17 protein-coding genes and 1 tRNA gene are annotated in these 17719 nt (G+C 70.0%); 13 read left to right on the top strand and 5 right to left on the bottom strand.

The window, feature by feature from the left end; genetic code table 11:
• Nucleotides 1-129: 129 nt before the first annotated feature.
• Nucleotides 130-1458, top strand: a complete 1329-nt coding sequence (locus Plo01_RS26280; RefSeq protein ID WP_203893362.1) for an FAD-dependent oxidoreductase — start codon at nt 130-132, stop codon at nt 1456-1458.
• Between the two features lie 153 nt (nt 1459-1611).
• Nucleotides 1612-2406, top strand: coding sequence for an MOSC domain-containing protein (locus Plo01_RS26275; protein WP_203893361.1), 795 nt, complete (start codon nt 1612-1614; stop codon nt 2404-2406).
• 4 nt (nt 2407-2410) lie between these two features.
• Here Plo01_RS26275 and Plo01_RS26270 read toward each other — a convergent pair whose 3' ends face one another.
• The 3 genes from Plo01_RS26270 to Plo01_RS26260 all read right to left on the bottom strand — a co-directional run bounded on the left by Plo01_RS26270 (nt 2411) and on the right by Plo01_RS26260 (nt 5134).
• Nucleotides 2411-3139, bottom strand: coding sequence for an ABC transporter permease (locus Plo01_RS26270; protein ID WP_203893360.1), 729 nt, complete (start codon nt 3137-3139; stop codon nt 2411-2413).
• A 2-nt stretch (nt 3140-3141) separates the two neighbouring features.
• Entirely contained in the window at nt 3142-3996 is an 855-nt protein-coding gene (locus tag Plo01_RS26265) for an ABC transporter ATP-binding protein (RefSeq protein WP_239317091.1), read from the bottom strand.
• A gap of 817 nt (nt 3997-4813) precedes the next feature.
• Nucleotides 4814-5134: a hypothetical protein gene (locus Plo01_RS26260; RefSeq protein ID WP_203893358.1), complete on the bottom strand. Its 321-nt coding sequence runs from the start codon at nt 5132-5134 to the stop codon at nt 4814-4816.
• A gap of 330 nt (nt 5135-5464) precedes the next feature.
• On the opposite strand from Plo01_RS26260, the gene Plo01_RS26255 reads away from it, so the two are divergent.
• Both Plo01_RS26255 and Plo01_RS26250 read left to right on the top strand, forming a co-directional pair.
• Nucleotides 5465-6058, top strand: coding sequence for a DUF6461 domain-containing protein (locus Plo01_RS26255; protein WP_203893357.1), 594 nt, complete (start codon nt 5465-5467; stop codon nt 6056-6058).
• A gap of 940 nt (nt 6059-6998) precedes the next feature.
• Nucleotides 6999-7226 (top strand): hypothetical protein, encoded by a 228-nt coding sequence (locus Plo01_RS26250; RefSeq protein WP_203893356.1) that lies wholly within the window; start codon nt 6999-7001, stop codon nt 7224-7226.
• 236 nt (nt 7227-7462) lie between these two features.
• On the opposite strand, the gene Plo01_RS26245 is transcribed toward Plo01_RS26250, so the two are convergent.
• A tRNA-Arg gene (locus tag Plo01_RS26245) sits at nt 7463-7536 on the bottom strand.
• Between the two features lie 93 nt (nt 7537-7629).
• Between Plo01_RS26245 and Plo01_RS26240 the strand changes: the two genes are divergently transcribed.
• The 9 genes from Plo01_RS26240 (at nt 7630) to Plo01_RS26200 (ending at nt 16346) form a co-directional block, all read left to right on the top strand.
• Nucleotides 7630-8481: a tyrosine-type recombinase/integrase gene (locus Plo01_RS26240; protein WP_203893355.1), complete on the top strand. Its 852-nt coding sequence runs from the start codon at nt 7630-7632 to the stop codon at nt 8479-8481.
• Nucleotides 8482-8749: 268 nt separating this feature from the next.
• Complete coding sequence (locus Plo01_RS26235; protein WP_203893354.1) at nt 8750-9061, top strand: STAS domain-containing protein; 312 nt, start codon at nt 8750-8752, stop codon at nt 9059-9061.
• Between the two features lie 116 nt (nt 9062-9177).
• Nucleotides 9178-11109 (top strand): PP2C family protein-serine/threonine phosphatase, encoded by a 1932-nt coding sequence (locus Plo01_RS41085; RefSeq protein ID WP_203893353.1) that lies wholly within the window; start codon nt 9178-9180, stop codon nt 11107-11109.
• A complete protein-coding gene (locus tag Plo01_RS26225) occupies nt 11102-11728 on the top strand; it encodes an ATP-binding protein (protein WP_203893352.1) in 627 nt (208 codons plus the stop codon). The genes Plo01_RS41085 and Plo01_RS26225 overlap by 8 nt, the downstream gene beginning before the upstream one ends.
• 194 nt (nt 11729-11922) lie before the next feature.
• Nucleotides 11923-12585, top strand: coding sequence for a PadR family transcriptional regulator (locus tag Plo01_RS26220; RefSeq protein ID WP_203893351.1), 663 nt, complete (start codon nt 11923-11925; stop codon nt 12583-12585).
• A gap of 171 nt (nt 12586-12756) precedes the next feature.
• The gene (locus Plo01_RS26215) at nt 12757-13554 is read left to right on the top strand and encodes a phosphotransferase (RefSeq protein ID WP_203893350.1); all 798 of its coding nucleotides are present in this window, start codon (nt 12757-12759) and stop codon (nt 13552-13554) included.
• A 142-nt stretch (nt 13555-13696) separates the two neighbouring features.
• The gene (locus tag Plo01_RS26210) at nt 13697-14611 is read left to right on the top strand and encodes a cobalamin biosynthesis protein (RefSeq protein WP_239317110.1); all 915 of its coding nucleotides are present in this window, start codon (nt 13697-13699) and stop codon (nt 14609-14611) included.
• Nucleotides 14608-16137, top strand: a complete 1530-nt coding sequence (locus tag Plo01_RS26205) for a cobyric acid synthase (RefSeq protein ID WP_203893349.1) — start codon at nt 14608-14610, stop codon at nt 16135-16137. Before Plo01_RS26210 ends, Plo01_RS26205 begins: the two co-directional genes overlap by 4 nt.
• A gap of 8 nt (nt 16138-16145) precedes the next feature.
• The gene (locus Plo01_RS26200) at nt 16146-16346 is read left to right on the top strand and encodes an SHOCT domain-containing protein (protein ID WP_203893348.1); all 201 of its coding nucleotides are present in this window, start codon (nt 16146-16148) and stop codon (nt 16344-16346) included.
• 93 nt (nt 16347-16439) lie between these two features.
• On the opposite strand, the gene Plo01_RS26195 is transcribed toward Plo01_RS26200, so the two are convergent.
• Complete coding sequence (locus Plo01_RS26195) at nt 16440-17687, bottom strand: Fic family protein (protein WP_203893347.1); 1248 nt, start codon at nt 17685-17687, stop codon at nt 16440-16442.
• Nucleotides 17688-17719: the final 32 nt, after the last annotated feature.

Genomic DNA, 17719 nt, shown 5'->3' with positions numbered 1-17719 from the left:
AATCACCAGCCGGCCAGCCGTCCGAATGCCCGAGGGAGGTCCAGGGACGAGACAGCACGCTCGAAGGTGAGACGGCGCCGCGAGCCGGGACATCCTGAGGCGGAGATCCCCCACTTCCTCGGAGAGGCCATGAGGCATGCCGTCGTCATCGGGGCCAGCATGTCCGGGCTGCTGGCCGCCGCCGCGCTCAGCAGGATCGCGGAGCGGGTCACCGTACTGGACCGGGACGAGCTGCCCGAGGAGGACGTCCACCGTCGCGGCACGGCGCAGAGCAAGCACGCCCACGGCCTTCTGGCCCGGGGCCTGGAGGTCATGGAACTGCTGCTGCCCGGGCTCACCGCCGACCTGACGGCCCGCGGGGCGTTCGGCGGGGATCTCCAGGCGGACTGCCGGTGGATCAACGAGGGGCGCCGCCTGGCGCCGGCGCCGGGTGACATGCCCGGACTCCTGGTCAGCCGTCTTCTCCTGGAGGGCCAGGTCCGGCGACGGGTGGCCGCGCTCCCCGGAGTGACCGTGATCGGCGGGAGCCAGGTCTCCGGTCTCACCCACAGCGGCGACCGGGTCACCGGCGTCCGGCTCGTCTCCGACGAGACGATCACTGCTGACCTGGTCGTCGACGCGTCGGGCAGGGGGTCGCGCACTCCCGCCTGGCTCGGCGAGATCGGTTTCCCCGCGCCCGAGGAGGAGCGGGTCGAAATCGACCTGACCTACACCACCTGGGTCCTTCGCCGGCGTGCCGACGACCTCGCGGGGGACCCGGTGGTCATCATGGCCGCCACCCGGGCGATCCCCCGCGCCGGGGTGGCGCTGGCGATGGAGGGCGACCGGTGGATCGTCACCGTCGGCGGATACGGCGACAGCCCGCCGTCCGACTACGAGGGCTTCGTCTCTTACACGAAGACTCTGCCCGCGCCGGACATCCACGAACTGGTCTCCTCCGCCGAGCCGGTGGAGGAGGGGCGCCACCACCGCACGCCGGCCAGCGTGCGGCGGCGTTACGAGCGGCTGTCCCGCTTCCCCCGTGGTCTGGCGGTCGTCGGCGACGCGGTGTGCGCCTTCAACCCGATCTACGGCCAGGGCATGAGCGTGGCCGCGGTCGAGGCGTTGCGGCTGGGCGAGTGGGCCGGCCGCGGGAGGCCGGCCGGTGAGCTGTTCCGGTCGATCGCCCGGGTCGTCGACGGGCCGTGGGACATCGTGGTCAGCGGTGACCTCCGGCTGCCCGGGGTCCGCGGGCGGCGGACGCCCAAGATCAAGTTGATCAACGCCTATCTGGAGCGCTTCCACCGCGCCGCGGAGCACGACGCCGAACTCGGCCGCCGTTTCCTGCGCGTGGCCAATCTCATCGATCCGCCCTCCGCCCTCCTGCGACCGGCCTGCCTGTTCCGCGTGTTCCGCGGCTCCGGCCGCGGCGCCGCCGTGACTCCCGCCGCGAACACCCGGGAAAGGGTCGCCTCATAGGCGGGTGATCCCGCCCGGTCCGAGCGATTCCGCATCACCCGTGTCCCGGAGGGGGCCGATACTCCCCTCCGGATACGGGGCCGATACCCCCTCCGGCTACTTCGTGGGCACGCTCCCATATCCCGAGAGAGCGCTTCCTCCTATCCTTGCCCAATGGAGCTAGCGGAGATCCGCACCTACCCCCTCAAGTCCACCAAAGGCATCTCCCGCCCGTCCGCCCAGGTCCTGCCCTGGGGGCTGGAAGGCGACCGCCGCTGGGCCGTGGTGGATCCGCTGGGTGAAGTGTTCTGGGTGGGCGAACACCCCCGGCTCCTCTCGGTCTCGGCCGCCGAAACCCCCGAAGGCGGCCTCCACCTGTCGGCCAAGGGCATGGGCGAGCTCAAAGTCCCCCCGGCCACCGGTGACACGATCCCGTCGGGCCCCTCCGGCCTCGACCGGGCCGTGCTCGCCCACGCCGACGCCCACGAATGGTTCACCCGCCTGCTCGGCAGGCCCGCCCGCCTCATCCGGCGGGACGACCCCGCAGGCCGGACCGTCACCGAGGAGAGCCGCGGCCTCTGGGACGGCCCCCTCCTGCTCGTCTCCAGGAGTTCGCTCCGGCGCCTGGACGACTGGATCGCCGAAGGCGCCATGGAACGCCGGGAGCGCCCCCCGGCCCCCCTCGACATCGCCCGCTTCCGGCCCAACGCCGTCATCGACGGCGCGGAACCCTTCGCGGAGGACGCCTGGACGTCGGTCCGAATCGGCGGGATCGACTTCCGCGTCTCGGAGCTGTGCGACCGCTGCGCCGCCACCGTCTGGGACCCGTCCACCCAGGACCGCGGCAAGGAACCCCTGAGAACTCTGGCCGGACACCGCCGCTGGGACGGGAAGACCTGGTTCGGCCTCCGCCTGGCGCCCGAGAACCTCGGCGAGCTGAGAGTCGGCGACGAAGTCCGGCCGGGCTGACCGCTCACACCCTGGCCGCGTCGCGACGGTAGAGGCCGATCACCAAGGTCAGGGCGACCAGGAACCACGCCGCCATCACCCCGACGCCCAGCAGGTCGAGCGCCGTCCCGGTGAGCCGGTCGCGGGTGATCTCCGCGAGCCAGTAGCTCGGCAGCGCCTTGGCCAGCGAGGCCATGAAGCCCGGCAGGATGTCCACCGGCATCCACAGCCCGCCGAGCATGGCCATCGGCAGATAGACCGCCAGGCCGAGCGGCTGCGCCGACTCCGGCTTGACGGCCATCCCGATGAGCAGGCCGAGCACGGCGAACGGCAGCGAACTGATCCAGCAGGAGAGGACGATCGCCAGCCACTGCCCGGCGGTGAGTTCGATGCCCTTGACCAGCAGCCCGGCCAGGAAGACGAGCAGCACGGCCGGAAGCGCCAGGATCATCGCCACTGTGATCTTGACGGCGACGTAGCCCCAGCCCGGCAGGGGGGTGAGCCGCAGTTGCCTGTTCCACCCGGCCTGTCGCTCCAGGCCGACCCGGGGTCCCACGGCGAACGCCACCGACATGGCGCCGAACGCCGCCATGCTGATCATCATGTAGGTGTTCATGTCCAGTCCGCCGGCTCGATCCGAGCCGAAGACCTCCGACATGACGAGGAAGAACACCATCGGGAACGCGATGGTGACGACGAGGAACTCGACCGACCGGGAAAGGACCTTGAGCTCGGTCCAGATCAACGCGCCCACGGTCACACCTCTTCCATGGCCGGCTCGTCGGCGGTCAGCGCCACGAACGCGTCCTCCAGCGACATCGCCGTCACCGAGATGTCACGCGCGTGGGGATGCTCCGCCAGCAGCGCGCGCAGCGCGGCGTCGGAGTCGGAGCAGTGCAACTCGACGTGCTCGCCGCGGAGCTGGGCGGTGCCCACTCCCGGCAGGGCGGCCAGCGCTTCGACGCCGGCCCCCTCGACCGTCGCCCTGATGGTGCGCCCGTCGACCTTGGCGACGATCGCGTCCACCGAGCCGTCGGCGACGATCTTTCCGTGCCGCATCAGCACCACGCGGTCGGCGAAGTCCTGAGCCTCGGCCAGGTAGTGGGTGGCGAACACGACAGTGCGCCCGCCGGTCGTGTAGTCACGCATCGCCGCCCAGAACTCCTGGCGGCTCTGCACGTCCATCGCCACGGTCGGCTCGTCCAGCACCAGCAGGTCGGGGTCGCACACCAGGGCCGCGGCGAACCGCGTCCGCTGCTTCTGGCCGCCGGACAGCCCGCTGTATTTGAGCCTGGCGTACTTCGTCACCCCCGCCCGGGCGATGGCATCGTCCACCTTCATCGCCTTCGGGTATTGCGCGGCCATCACCTGGACGATCTCCCGGCTGGTCATCTCACCCAGGAAACCGCCCGACTGGAGCATCGCACCGACCAGCCCGTCGGCCGCGGCCCGGCGGGCGGGCCTGCCGAACAGCTCGATCTCCCCGCTGTCCGGAGTGGTCAGACCGAGCAGCATCTCCATCGTGGTGGTCTTGCCCGCCGCGTTCGGCCCCAGCAGGGCGACGACTTCGCCCGGTGCGATGCGCAGGTTCAGATCGTCGACCGCCCGCACTTCCCCGAAGGTCTTACGTAAGCCTCTCAGGCTCACTGCCGCATCTATTGTCACCGTTTCAGCCATGACTCCGACTATCGCAAAAACGCCGGATCATGTCTGCCGCCGTATGTCTCGATAAAGAAACACTGAGCCATTTTCATTCGCCCCGTCGATCCCCGCCGCCGCGTTCAGGAGCCCTTCCGGTGTATCAATTATGTATCCGTCGCCGCCGAGACGGGCGGCCACCTGTTCGGGTGCGGCACGGATGTGGATGAAGCCTTAGCGCTCCTCGGTGTATTCGCCGCAGAGCAAAATATATCGAGGACTGCATATTCATGTCGCGTGCTGTCGGCCGTCACCGGCTTCGGCGTCTCGTGGGCCACGGCGTGGCGGCATGAGGAGGAGACGATGGAGCCGCCTAATCAGACAGAGAACCTCAAACGCCTGACGGAGGCCGTTCCTGTGTTTAAGCGCCCCTCCGTCATGTGTTTTGACCTGTCCTTACAGTTCGGGCTGACATGAGAGACCGGACAAACCGAAAATAGATAAAGTCAGCACCGGGAAACCGCCCCGACCGTGAGCCCCGATCGTCCGGGAACTCCGACCCCGCGCAGAACCGAGAACGGCCGGCCGATCCAGAACTACGTCAGCACCGGGGAATGGCTTCCCCGGCAGACAGCAAGTGAAGTCCGACTGGGAAAGCACCGTTACGGGCCTCGCTGCGCCGTCATTCACACCAGGCGACATCCGACCGTGCGGATCCGTCCGACTCAGTTCATGATCGTCCGTTCGGATGGCTTCCACGAGGTGAGTGGATCGTCTGTTGAGGGCGGGCTCAGATGTGGGTGACCGAGTAGTAGAACCAGTAAGCGAGGAGCGCCATCAGGCCCACGCTGGCGATGAAGATCCCCAATGCGATTCCGAAGAATCCGCCGCCCGGTCCGCGGACTCTCAGGAAGGCTCCGAGGAGCGCCCCGAGCGCAGGAAGACCGATCAGGGTCAGGGCCGGAACGAGAAGCTGCCGCAGGCCGTGCTCGTTCACCTCAATCACAAGGCGGCGTACCGGCATGACCATGAGGGTCATACTCAAGAGAAGGAGGAGGGCTGCCACGGGTCTGTAACTGTGCCGGTCCGGATCGGAGGAGTCGGCGGTCATAGCGCTGGATGCTGGCATTGCTACGGCGCAGCGTCAAGATCGACCACTGTTGGGACAGGCTCAACCGGTGGAATGCTCGCCTGTCAGCCTGGGAATCATCGACTGACCTCGCTGCTCCGAGCCGGGAGCACGCGGGGGCAGGTCAGGATGGGGTGAGTTCCCGTGGCCCCCTATGAGTGACCGTATTCCCCCCGCTTGTCCTGGCACGGATCTGGCACACGATCATGGACATGGCCTTTTCCTCATCAGCACCTGCCCCCGATCCACGATCGGGCAAGAGGGACAGCTTCTCCGGCAGGCTGTGTCGCTGAGTTCTGCCATGATCGCTGCATGATCACACCTCCTGACGACTACGCCTGGTTCACCGGCTCGGGCCTCGCGGAGGCTTACAGCTTCATCTTCGTCCGCGGGCTCACACCAGAGCAGCTCGTAGCCCGGATGGGGGGCCGGGCAGAAGACTTCTCCCGGATGACGCTCGATGACTCGATCAATGCCGGTGCCTCCTACGACTACAAGACTCAGTTCGTCGGGGTCACGGCCGTCGGCGACTGGGCGTTCGTCGCGCAGTACAACAGTTGGCTCGGCGCCGATGACAAGTTCATCGTGCCGTTGTCGGCGGGCACCCGCCTGGTTTTCCTCTACCGCCTCGACATCAAGGGGCTGGAGGACTTCCGCTGGGTGGAGGACGGGGAGGTCCGGTTCGGTTTCTGGGCCCAGGAAGGCTATTCCGAGGAGGTTCCCGACGAGCTCGTGGAGACCATGCAGCAGATCGATCACGACTATGGGGAGGACAAGTATGAGCTCTACCGAGGGCCGGGGCTTGTCCTGATCGAGCGCCTCACCGGAATCAAGCTGACCCCCCAGATCCTGGAGGGGTCCGCTTACCTGTCCGGAGTCATCTCCACGCCGCCGACCACCACGTAAGCGTTCCGGTTAGGACTGCGAAAAGTCCTGGAAATGACTAGGACACAGGCCGGGAATCCATCTCCGACCTGGGCCTCGATGTGTGAAGCGGGTGACGGGAATCGAATCCGCGCTCTCGGCATGGGAAGTGTGCGGACTTCACCCCAGTCACCTACGGTCCCGCCCACCGCGCGGCGATCATTCCGGAGTCCCCGCCGGAGATCCGTTCTTCAGGGGTGATGAGTGCTGTGTCTGACCTGCTATGGGATGACGTGAAGGTCCTTTTCGACTCTGAGGTCAACGGGGCGTTGCCTGACGTGGTTGTGGAGGGGACAACTGTCGAGGACCGGCGGGTGCTGCTGGTAGATCCGGCTGACCCGGGCGTGTGGCAACTGTTCAGGGATTGAGACGTACGTGGGACGCTCGCGCGGACCGATGCTGGCGGCCATGTTCGATGTCGGTCCGGACGGCAGGTCGTTCCGAACCCGTACGGGCGGGCTGATCTCCGGATCCGCCTACGCCAAGGCTTGGAAGGAGGTTCGAACCTATTCCTTCACACCCGAACAGGTCACCTCGCCACTGGCGGCCCGGCCGTACGACCTGCGCCATGCGGTGGTAGGGGATAGAAGGAGCGCTCGTAGCATAAATGGCCAGGCCAGGGATACTGATGGAGTGGAATTCTCAGCTGAGCTGAGGGGGCGTCTGGCCGCGCTAAGGGTGATCTCCTCTGGGAACGACGCTTGCAGGGGACCGTGCCGGAGGCCGGTTGGGTGGCTTGCGATCTGCTGGAGGCGGGTCTCGATACTCCTGCGGTTCAGGCTCCGATCGAGCAGACGCTTTCCATCGGACCGATGTCCGAGGTGGAGGCGCTGGTTCGCCAAGTGCTGGCTGACGCTGGTTTCCCGCCCATCGATGTTCAGGGCGATCCCTGGTCGTCGCCCGCGAGGTGGCGCAGGGCATCGTGGAAGGTTCGCTGCCCATCTCGCAGGGCGCGAGCTTTCTGATCTGGGAGTCGATGGGTGAATGCGGGCATCCGAGTGAGATCACGGAGTTCATGATCCTCATAGAGGATTGGCAGACATGGCGTCGTAAAGAGCCGCCGACCGACGACGAGCTTCGTGAACAAGCCGCGAAGATCGTTAAGGCGGCGAACAGGCACCTCCGTATGAGGGCCGGTGGTGAGGCGTAGCACGGTAATCCGGGTTGGGCACGAAGGGCCCCGGTTCGCAGCCGGGGCCCTCCGGCGCTCCCGGCCCCAATCACCGAGCGAACCTCTGAAACTCCCCGATTCACCTGGGCGAATGTGGCCAAGAGCATTCCGCGTATGTTCCGCCAACAGTGACATGCGGCTGCATCCGGCTGCAGGGGAGGGGAGCGGTGGCATGAAAAGACCAGGTCACAGCATGAATGGCCTGGTCTGAGAGGCGCGCCCTGCAGGATTCGAACCTGCGACCGTCGGATTAGAAGTCCGGTGCTCTATCCAGCTGAGCTAAGGGCGCTTGAATTTACTGCCTGACCAGCATTTTAACTGGCTATGTGAGACGGTAGCATAACAGCACACCGGTCGAACAGTATCGGATTTGGAGGGGGTCATGGCGCGATCCCGAAGACAGGTCCCGGCCTCGCCCCTCCTCGTCGACATGATCGTCTCTTGGGAGCTGTCCCTCCAGGCGGCGGGCAAGTCGCCGGGAACGGTCCGCAGCTACCTCGACAGCGTACGCGCCCTGATCTCGTTTCTCGCCGAGCATGAGTCGGCGGCCGACGTCGAGACGGTCGACTCCCGGAACGTCCAGGCGTTCCTCGCCGCCAGCCTGGAGGCGACCAGCGCGGGCAACGCGCACAAGCACTTCCGCAACCTGCGGGTGTTCTTCAACTGGCTGATCGCGGAGGGGGAACGGGCCGCCGCGACCCCGATGGGCGGCGTCGATCCGCCCAGGGCCGTCTCCCGCCCGGCCGATCCGCTGACCGAACGGGAACTCGGGGCACTGCTGGAGACCTGCTCCGGCAGCACGTGGGTGGACCGCCGGGACACCGCGATCATCCGCATCCTCATGGACAACGGCATGCGTGTGTCCGGCCTGGCCGGGCTCCGCTACAGCCCCGACGACGAGCAGGTCAACGATGTGTGGCTGGCCCGCCGGACGCTGAGGACCACCCTCAGGGACGGGGACGTGCACCTGGCGCCGATCGGCAGCGGGACCGCCGCGGCGATCGACCGTTATCTGCGCTCGCGCGTCCGGCACCCGCACGCCGCCTCGCCCTGGTTGTGGCTGCCGGTGCGCGGCATCACCGCTGAGGGGGGAGAGCGGCGGCTGACCGTCACCGGCATCCAGCAGATGCTGGAACGGCGCGGCCGGGAGGCCGGGATCGCGGGGCGGCTGCATCCGCACCGGTTCCGCCGCACCATGGCGGACGACTCCTGGAGGCGGGCGGCGATCCGCTGAGCCTGATGCGGGTCGTCGGCTGGAAGAGCGTGGAGACGGCGCGCCGCCGCACCGGAGCGCGCCGACGAGCGGGCGCGGGGGAGATGAAGGCGGCGGTACGGCATTCCGCCGACGGGTTGTGAGCCCGCCGCCTGACAACGGACGGTTCCTTCGGGACAATGAGGGAGCTTCTTCGCCTGGAACATTGTGCCGACTGTGCTCGATCGAGCGAACCCGTAGAACGGGGTGACACCGGGCCCCGTCTCGATCGGCAGGGAAGGGAACTCCCATGGACGCGGTGTCGGTCAACCCGGTGTCCGACGGCACGCTGCACGTGGTGCTGCGCGGTGAGATCGATTTCACCAAGTCGGCGTGGGTGAGGAAGGTGATCTGCGACGCGGTGATCGAGCAGCGTCCGTCGGCGGTGCGGGTGGAGATGGCCGAGGTGGCCTTCCTGGACTCCTCCGGCATCGGGGTGCTCGTCGAGGTGATGAGAGCGGCTTGGGAGGTGAACGCGGCCTTCCAGGTGGAGCGTCCCACCGCGAGGGTTTACGACCAGCTGCGCACGGCCGGGCTGCTGGCGGCGTTCGGGCTCACCTGAGCCGCGCCGGCGGGGCGGACGTGGGCCGTGCCCGTCACGGCGGGCAGGCGGGCGGGCGGGCGGGCGGGCGGGCGCAGGACGTTGACAGTGGTCAAGGGAGATGACTGGAGCGGCTGATGGAGCCACATCGGGACTATCTGAGCCGCCTGGCTGACATCGACGCCAAGGTCGAGCGGGCCCGCGTCGATCCCGAGGTCGTGCTCGGGCGGGCCGCCGGGCTGCTCGCCGGGCGGACCGGGTGCCGGGTGGACGAGGCCCATGCCCACCTGCTGCGGCTGGCGGCCGAGCGGGGAGACGACCCGGGGGAGACCGCCGCCGACGTGCTGGAGGCCCTGGAGGACTGTACGCCGCAGAAACCGGATCGGCTGGGCTCCCTGACGGAGACGGCCCTGCGCCCCCCGCCCCCCGCCGGCCGCCGGTCGTCCCCCGGCTCCTTCCCCTCCTCCGGACCGGCTGCTCCGTCCGGTGTGCCGTCCGTGGTGAGCGGGTGGGCGGACATCGTGCAGCAGGTGCTCGACGCCGTACCGGGCAGGCACATCGTGCTGATGCCGGTGCGGGACCGGAACGGGCGGATCGAGGACTACACATTCGCGGCCGCGAGCCCGTCGGTGGTGGACCTGTCCGGGCGCCGCGGCACGCAGATCGTGGGGCGGAGGGTGAGCGAGACCTACCCCACCCTCGTGAACGGACCGATATGGGAGGCGTGGGGGGAGTCGATCGCCGACGGTCTGTCACGGGAGGTCGGGCCGGTCCCCTACGCCAGCCCCGCCGAACGCGCGCCGGTGGACGTGACCCTCACCGTCCGGGTACGGCCGGTCGGCCTGGGGCTGCTCAACAGCTGGGTCCGCCACGACGAGGAGGACCGCCTCGCCGAGCGCATCGCCCAGACCGAGCAGCTGGGCAACCTCGGCTGGGGCGAATGGGACCTGCTCACCGGGAAGATCGTCTGGTCCGAGGGGCTGTACCGCATCTACGAACGCGACCCGGCTGAGGGGCCGCTGCCCAGCGAGGAGAGCGACGCGCTCACGGTGCCCGAGGACATCCCCCTGCGGCAGCAGGCGGTCGAGATCTTCGGTCGCGGGGAGACCGTCGACGTGAGCTACCGGATCCGCGTCGGCGACCGGATCAAGCACATCCGCACCATCGTGGACGCCGTGCGCGACACGGACGGCAGGCCGGTCAAGGTCTACGGGATCGTCCAGGACGTCACCGCCCGCGAGACCAGCCGCGTCAGGCTCGCCGAGGTCGAGCAGCAACTGCGCGAGCATCAGCGGAGCCTGGCCGCCGAGCACCGGCTCACCGTGCAACTGCAGCAGATCGTGCTGCCCATCCCGGCGGCCCCGTTCGATCTTCCGGGGCTGCGGGCCGCGGTGCGCTACCTGCCCGCCGAGACGGCCAGCCGGGTCGGCGGGGACTGGTACCACGCGGCGGCCGCCGACGACGGCAGCGTGGTGCTCGCCGTCGGCGACGTCGCCGGGCACGGGCTGCAGGCCGCCGCGGTCATGGCCCAGCTGCGCCACGCCCTGGCCGCGCTGTCCGTGACCACCACCAGCGACCCCGCCGCGCTTCTGACGCATCTCAACCAGCTGCTCTACGCCGGCCGCTCGGCGGCCGATCTGATGCCCCTGACCGCGACCGCGGTGGTGGCCCGTTACGACCCGCCCACCGGCACGCTGGTGTGGGCCCAGGCGGGGCATCCGGCCCCGCTGCGCGCCCGCGCCGGCGTCACCACCGAGCTGGACCGGCCGGAGGGGGCGCTGCTGGGCGCGTTCCCCGAAGTCCGCTACGGCACCGCCGCCGCCACCGTCGTCCCCGGCGACCTGCTGCTGTTCTACACCGACGGGCTCATCGAGCACCGCGACCGCACCTTGGAGGAGGGGCTGGCCCCGGTCCTGGTGACGCTCAACCGTCTCTCCGGCGAGCGGAACCAGCAACCCCTCGCCGAGCTCCTGGCGCAGCTGCGCCATGCGAACCCCGACGACGACGCCTGTATTCTCGCCGTCCGCCCGTTGCCCGTCGCGTCCGACCCGGGAGGCGACGATGGCTGAATCTTCCGATCCCGCCCCCAAGGCCGAGACCGAGCTCGGGTCCGGGTCCGGGTCCGGGGCTGATCCCGTGACCGAGGCCGGGTCTGATTCCGGGGTCGAGGCTGATCCCGTGACCGAGGCCGGGTCTGATTCCGGGCCCGAGGACGAGGCCGAGCGGGGGCCCGGTCCCGGTCACGCCCCGGTCGACGGGACCGGTCCCGGCTCCGACCTTGACGACGACTGCCAGGATCCGCCCGCCGACGACCACGTGGACCTGCTGGTCCGCGACTTCGACCTGGACACGCTGGTCGCCGTCCGGCACGAGGTGGAACACTGCGCCGAGCAGCACGGTCTGACCGGCCTGACGCTGTACCGCTTCGTCGTCGCGATCAACGAGATCACCACCAACGCGGTGCGGCACGGCGGCGGGACCGGACGGCTGAGGCTCTGGCGCGCCGGTGACCGGATCTACTGCGAGGTCACCGATCGGGGACCCGGCCTGTCCGTCTCGGCCGGCAACCGGGCCGCGCCGGTGGAGAGCGCCAACGGCCGCGGGCTCTGGCTCGCCCGGCGCGGCGTCAGGCGCTTCACCATGCGCACCGGTGCCGGGGGTACCAGCATCACCCTGGAAGCCACCTGATCATCGTTCTCCCGCCCAGCGACACATCCCGCCCCGTGGCCGACCGTTCCGCCGCCTCGCCCTGCGACCCGACCGTTCCGCCACCTCGCCGCCCCGCCGCCCTCCGCTTCTCCGCGAGGGTTTCCCGGCCGGGCCTTGCGATGCATCTCATTTAGCCGAACACTCGGATTCGGATATCCGACAGGAGGCGGCTCATGACGCGCGGGCGCGGCAACCCCTTGGCGCTGGCGGTGCTGGCGCTCCTGTTCGAGCGGCCGATGCATCCGTACGAGATGGCCTCCACCATGCGCGCCCGGCGCAAGCAGGAGAGCATCAAGCTCAACTACGGCTCGCTGTACTCGGTCGTGGAGAGCCTGGTGAAGCGCGGCCTGATCGAGGTGGCGGAGGTCATCCGCGAGGGCAGGCGGCCCGAGCGGACGGTGTACGCGATCACCGAGCCGGGCAGGCTGGAGCTGTTCGACTGGCTCAGCGAGCTGATCAGCACGCCGACGAGGGAGTACACCTCCTTCGAGGCGGGGCTGTCCCTGCTCGCCGTGCTTCCGCCCGAGGAGGCGATCCGGCTGCTGGAGGAGCGTGTGCTCCGGCTGGAGGAGAACCTCCACATGGAGGGGGCGCTGGAGGAGTTCACGGCCAAGCAGGGGCTGCCCCGGCTGGTCCTCGTCGAGTGGGAGTACACGATGATGCTCCGGCGGGCCGAACGCGACTGGGTGAACGCGCTGATCGGCGAGCTCCGCGAGGGCACGTTCGACGGCCTGGACCACTGGCGGGTCTGGCACGAGCGGTGCGCCGCCGGTCTCGATCCGCTCCTCCCGGGAGAGCCGGTCCGCGATCCGGCCGGCCCGGGGCCGCGCGACTGAGCGTCTGGGCGTCTGGGCGTCTGGGCGTCTGGGCGTCTGGGCGTCTGGGCGTCTGGGCCGTCAGCGTGTACCAGAAATCCGTGTAATTCATGTAATAGATCTCATAAAGGGTGAACCGGTCCGCCCGAAACGGTCCCGACCACCGGGCGGATCGGTTTAGGCTCACGTGGCATGTTCGTCACCACGCTCCACGAGGAGATCCCCTTGCTGGGCGGTGACGTGACGGACGGGGTGGTGCGCGTGGGCGACACCGTGCGCAGGCCGACCCGTCCGTCCACGCCGTCCGTCCACGCGCTGCTCCGCCACCTGGAGGCGGCGGGCTTCGAGGGCGCCCCCCGAGTAGTGGGCATCGACGAGCGGGGCCGGGAGATCCTGACCTATCTGGAGGGGGAGTCGGGCCTGCGCCCGCTGCCGCCGTACGCGGTGACCGACGAGGCCCTGGCCGCCCTCGCGGGGCTGCTGCGGCGCTTCCACGACGCCGCCGCGACCTTCCGCCCGCCCCGCCACGCGGTCTGGGAGAACGGCTCCAACGACGACCTGGCGCCCGAGCTGGTCGGCCACTGCGACGTCAACCTCGACAACGTGGTCTTCCGGGACGGCCTGCCGTACGCGCTGATCGACTTCGACCTGGCCCGGCCGACGACCCGGCTCTTCGACGTGGTGACCACGTTGCGCCACTGGGCCCCGCTCGCCGACCCGGTGGACCTGGACCCGGTCCAGCGCGAGCTGGAGCCCGGCCCGCGCCTGCGCCTGTTCTGCGACGCGTACGGCCTGCGCCCCCGCGACCGGCGCCGCCTGCTCGATCTGGCCCGCCTGCGCTTCAGCCGCTCCTACGTCGCCATGCGCGCCAGGGCGGCCACCGGGGGCGGCTGGGCCCGCATGTGGGCCGAGGGGGCGGGCACGCGCATCCGCCGGGCCGGAGCGTGGCTCGACACCCACCATGATGAACTTCATGCCCATTTGGTCTAGGAAAGCTTGGTCGCGGAAAGCCTGGTCGAGGAGAGTCCCCCACGGAGGAACGCCCTCAACGGTGATCTCTCCCGCGATCTCTCCCGGGGTGTCCCCCGCGATCTCTCCGGGGGTCTCCCCGGGTGCCGCCGACGCGCTCGGAATGCTCGCCGGGGTCGCCCTCGACGCGATCTTCGCCGACCCGCGCCGGGGACATCCCGTCGCGCTGTTCGGCCGGGCCGCCGCCGCGCTGGAGAAGCGGCTGTACGGCGACGCCCGCGCCAACGGCGCCGCCCACGTCGCGATCTGCGTCGGCTCCGCGGCCCTGCTCGGCGTCGCGGCCACCCGGGGGCGCAACCCGCTGGCCCGGGGCGCGGTGAGCGCCGCGGCGACCTGGTCGGTGCTCGGCGGGACGACCCTCGGGCGCGAGGGCGCCGCCATGGCGGCCTTCCTGGAGGCCGGGGACCTGGCCGGGGCGCGCGGGCGGCTGTCCCACCTGTGCGGGCGGGACCCGTCCGAGCTGCAGGAGGCCGAACTGGCCAGGGCCACCGTCGAGTCGATCGCGGAGAACACCTCCGACGCCGTGGTGGCCCCGCTGGTGTGGGGGGCGGTGGCCGGGGTGCCGGGGCTGCTGGCCTACCGGGCGGTCAACACGCTGGACGCGATGATCGGCCACCGGAACGCCCGCTACGGGCGCTTCGGCTGGGCCGCCGCCCGGCTCGACGACGTGGCCAACGCCGTACCGGCCCGGATCACCGGGCTGCTCACGGTCCTGGCCGCCCCGCTCGCGGGCGGCTCGGCCGGGCGGGCGGCGGCCGTGCTGCGCCGGGACGGTCACCGGCACCCCAGCCCCAACGCGGGCCGGTGCGAGGCGGCGTTCGCCGGGGCGCTGGACGTCACGCTCGGCGGGACGAACGTCTACGGCGGCCGGGTCGAGCACCGGCCGGAGATGGGCGACGGGCGCAAACCGGAGGTGCGGGACATCCGCCGCTCGGTACGGCTGGCCCGCGCGGTGGGTCTCGCCGCCGCGGGTCTCGCCGTCCTCACCGCCCTCCGCGTGGGCAGGGGCCGGGCATGAGGGGATCGCTGCTGGTCGCCGGGACCACCTCCGACGCGGGCAAGAGCGTCGTCACCGCGGGGATCTGCCGCTGGCTGGCCCGGCGGGGGGTGAAGGTCGCGCCGTACAAGGCGCAGAACATGTCGCTCAACTCCTTCGTCACCGCCGACGGCGCCGAGATCGGCCGGGCCCAGGCGATGCAGGCCGCCGCCTGCGGGCTGGAGCCGAGCGCCGACATGAACCCGATCCTGCTCAAGCCGGGCAGCGACCGGCGCAGCCAGGTCGTGGTCATGGGCAGGCCGCTGGCCGACGTCGACGCGATGGAGTACTGGCAGGTCAAGGAGCACCTGCGCGAGATCGCCGCCGGCGCGCTGGAGCGGCTGCGGGACCGCTACGACGTGGTGGTCTGCGAGGGCGCGGGCAGCCCCGCGGAGATCAACCTGCGCCGGGGCGACATCGCCAACATGGGCCTGGCGCGCGCCGCGGACCTGCCCGTCGTCGTGGTCGGCGACATCGACCGGGGCGGGGTCTTCGCCTCGCTGTACGGGACGGTGGCCCTGCTGGAGCCCGCCGACCAGGCGCTGATCGCCGGGTTCGTGATCAACAAGTTCCGCGGCGCCCGGGAGCTCCTCGAACCGGGCCTCGACATGATCAGGAACCTGACCGGCCGCGAGGTGTACGGCGTGCTGCCCTGGCTGGACGGCCTCTGGCTCGACGTCGAGGACTCCCTCGCCCTGGACAACCGGCCCGCCGCCCCGGCGCGCACGCCGTACGGCCGGCAGACCCTGCGCGTGGCGGTGGTCAGGCTGCCGCGCATCTCCAACTTCACCGACGTCGACGCCCTCGCCTCCGAGCCCGGCGTGGTCGTGCGGTTCGTGACCTCCCCGGCCGAGCTGGACGACGCCGACCTGGTGGTCCTGCCCGGCTCGCGCGCCACGGTCGCCGACCTGGCCTGGCTGCGCGCCACCGGCCTGGCCGAGGCCCTGCCCGGCCGGGTCGTGCTGGGCGTCTGCGGCGGCTACCAGATGCTCGCCCGCACCATCGACGACGACGTCGAGTCGGGGGCCGGGCGGGTCGAGGGGCTCGGGCTGCTGCCCGCCACGGTGCGCTTCGCCCCGGACAAGACGCTGGGCCGCCCGGTCGGCGTCGCGTACGGCTGCCGCGTCGCCGCCTACGAGATCCACCACGGGGTGGTGACCGCCGAGGGCGGCACCCCCTTCCTGGACGGCTGCCAGGTCGGGACCGTCTGGGGGACCACCTGGCACGGGGCCCTGGAGAACGACGACTTCCGCCGCGCGTTCCTGCGCGAGGTGGCCGCCGCCTCCGGCCGCGACTTCACCCCCGCGCCGGACACCTGCTTCGCCGCGCTGCGCGAGGAGCGCCTGGACGCCCTGGGCGACCTGATCGAACGGAACGTCGACACCGCCGCCCTGCTCCGCCTCCTGGAGAGCGGCGCCCCGCGAGACCTTCCGGTTCTGCCGCCGGGCGGACCCCTGCACGGGGCTCCCGATTTTTCGCAGAATGGGGGTATGGACGGTGAACGATGATCACCCGGATGCTCCTGGTCCTCCTCGTCATCGCCGTGCTCGCCGCGGTGATCCTCGGTGTCGCACTCGTGGTCCACACCTCCCGCAAGCGCGGACAGCTCCCGGACCCCGACGACCCCCGCGAGATCCTCAAGCGCCGCTACGCGGCCGGTGAGATCGACGAGGACGAATACCTCCGCCGCATGTCCGGCCTCTCCCAGGACTGGTAGGCCCCGGAGACCTCCGCGATCCGGGAAGCTGTGCCGCTCCGGGCGGGACACGGTTTCCCGGGTCGGAGACCTGCTCGTCCAGAGGCGTGGCGCTCAGTCGCTCAGGCGTCTGCACAGGTCCGGGGCGGGGCTCCACGCGTGACCACGGCCATGCGGCGACCGGATGAGCAGACCGCGATCCTCCAGGCCGCGCAGGTCGGTGCGGGCGGTCTGCGGGGTCACATTGTGACTGGTGGCGTGGGAGGTCACGGTGTAGAGAGCGCCGGGGTGTTTGATGGCGTGCTGGAGTACGGCCACCTGCCGGTGGTTGAGCTCGCTCGCCTTCCCGGAGAGTGCCTGATACATCTCCTGCGTTTCGGCGGCTTTGCGGTCAAGGTAGGTGTGAAGGTCCTCGATGGCCCGCTGCAGGATCTCCAGCTGGAAGATGATGAAGTAGGTGAGGTCGCCTTCGTCGTACTCGCTGTGCAGGAAGCTCCGGCCGTGGCGGGCGGGCGCGGGTTTGAGCAGGCGGGAGATCGAGAGGAACTCGGTGAGCCAGTAGCCCTGGTTGAGCATCGACCAGTAGAAGAGAGCGCGTGCCGTACGGCCGTTGCCGTCCTCGAAGGGGTGGTCGTAGGCCAGCATGAAGTGCACGATGATCGCGCGGATGACCGGTGGGACGTACGTGGTCTCCGAGACCGCGTTCGCGAAGTCGCAGAGCCGCGCCAGTCGTTCTGGGAGCTCCTCTGCGGGAGGCGGGGTGTGGAGGACGTCACCGTAGTTGTCCGAGACGAGCACGCGTTGCTCGCCAGGGAGTTGGAAGCGTCCGGCCGAGGCCGGGTTCGCCAGGGTATCCGCGGTGACGGTCCGGTGGATTTCGCAGACGAGTCCGGGACTGAGGGGGGTGTGGCGCAGCTCGCCGATCCGGCGCATGGCATGGAAGTTGTTGACGATCATGCGCTCGTCGTGCGTCCGCGGTTTCCGGCCGGTGCGCAGCATTTCTTTGGCCACCTGACGGGTGGTGGCCGCGCCTTCGAGTTGGCTGGAGGTGATCGCCTCCTCGATGAGCGAGCTCACGATGTAGCGGTCTCTGGTGTTTTCGTTGGTCACCAGCGCTGAGGCTCCGATCTGCCCGCTCAGATGCCTGTTCACCGTCTCGACGCCCCGGAGGACCTCATCGGGAAGTGCGTAGCCGAAGGATCGGCCCGTGACGTCCGTCAGGGGAAGGTCGCGGCGCATGCCGGCGCGTGCCAGTTTGACCGCAGCCCACCAGTCTTCGTGGCCGAGGCCCTCCGGTGGGATGCGCCAGCGCAGCTCGTCCCAGGGGAGGTATCGGTCGGCCGGGCTGAGTGTGCTCTGCATCCCGAGGATGAGCGGCAGGGACTCCGGACGAA

It is taken from the genome of Planobispora longispora (assembly GCF_016863135.1).
In the GTDB taxonomy this organism is placed as follows: Bacteria; Actinomycetota; Actinomycetes; order Streptosporangiales; family Streptosporangiaceae; genus Planobispora; species Planobispora longispora.
This window is presented reverse-complemented; position numbering and strand designations above follow the sequence as displayed.

Excerpts from the sequence above, each read along its gene's own strand:
- Plo01_RS26260 (WP_203893358.1), bottom strand. The coding sequence starts at position 5,134 with ATGACCGCCGACTCCTCCGATCCGGACCGGCACAGTTACAGACCCGTG.
- Plo01_RS26200 (WP_203893348.1), top strand. The coding sequence starts at position 16,146 with ATGCTCCTGGTCCTCCTCGTCATCGCCGTGCTCGCCGCGGTGATCCTC.
- Plo01_RS26215 (WP_203893350.1), top strand. The coding sequence starts at position 12,757 with ATGTTCGTCACCACGCTCCACGAGGAGATCCCCTTGCTGGGCGGTGAC.
- Plo01_RS26255 (WP_203893357.1), top strand. The coding sequence starts at position 5,465 with ATGATCACACCTCCTGACGACTACGCCTGGTTCACCGGCTCGGGCCTC.
- Plo01_RS26205 (WP_203893349.1), top strand. The coding sequence starts at position 14,608 with ATGAGGGGATCGCTGCTGGTCGCCGGGACCACCTCCGACGCGGGCAAG.
- Plo01_RS26235 (WP_203893354.1), top strand. The coding sequence starts at position 8,750 with ATGGACGCGGTGTCGGTCAACCCGGTGTCCGACGGCACGCTGCACGTG.
- Plo01_RS26225 (WP_203893352.1), top strand. The coding sequence starts at position 11,102 with ATGGCTGAATCTTCCGATCCCGCCCCCAAGGCCGAGACCGAGCTCGGG.
- Plo01_RS26280 (WP_203893362.1), top strand. The coding sequence starts at position 130 with ATGAGGCATGCCGTCGTCATCGGGGCCAGCATGTCCGGGCTGCTGGCC.
- Plo01_RS26210 (WP_239317110.1), top strand. The coding sequence starts at position 13,697 with ATGCTCGCCGGGGTCGCCCTCGACGCGATCTTCGCCGACCCGCGCCGG.
- Plo01_RS26240 (WP_203893355.1), top strand. The coding sequence starts at position 7,630 with ATGGCGCGATCCCGAAGACAGGTCCCGGCCTCGCCCCTCCTCGTCGAC.
- Plo01_RS26195 (WP_203893347.1), bottom strand. The coding sequence starts at position 17,687 with ATGCAGAGCACACTCAGCCCGGCCGACCGATACCTCCCCTGGGACGAG.
- Plo01_RS26275 (WP_203893361.1), top strand. The coding sequence starts at position 1,612 with ATGGAGCTAGCGGAGATCCGCACCTACCCCCTCAAGTCCACCAAAGGC.
- Plo01_RS41085 (WP_203893353.1), top strand. The coding sequence starts at position 9,178 with ATGGAGCCACATCGGGACTATCTGAGCCGCCTGGCTGACATCGACGCC.
- Plo01_RS26220 (WP_203893351.1), top strand. The coding sequence starts at position 11,923 with ATGACGCGCGGGCGCGGCAACCCCTTGGCGCTGGCGGTGCTGGCGCTC.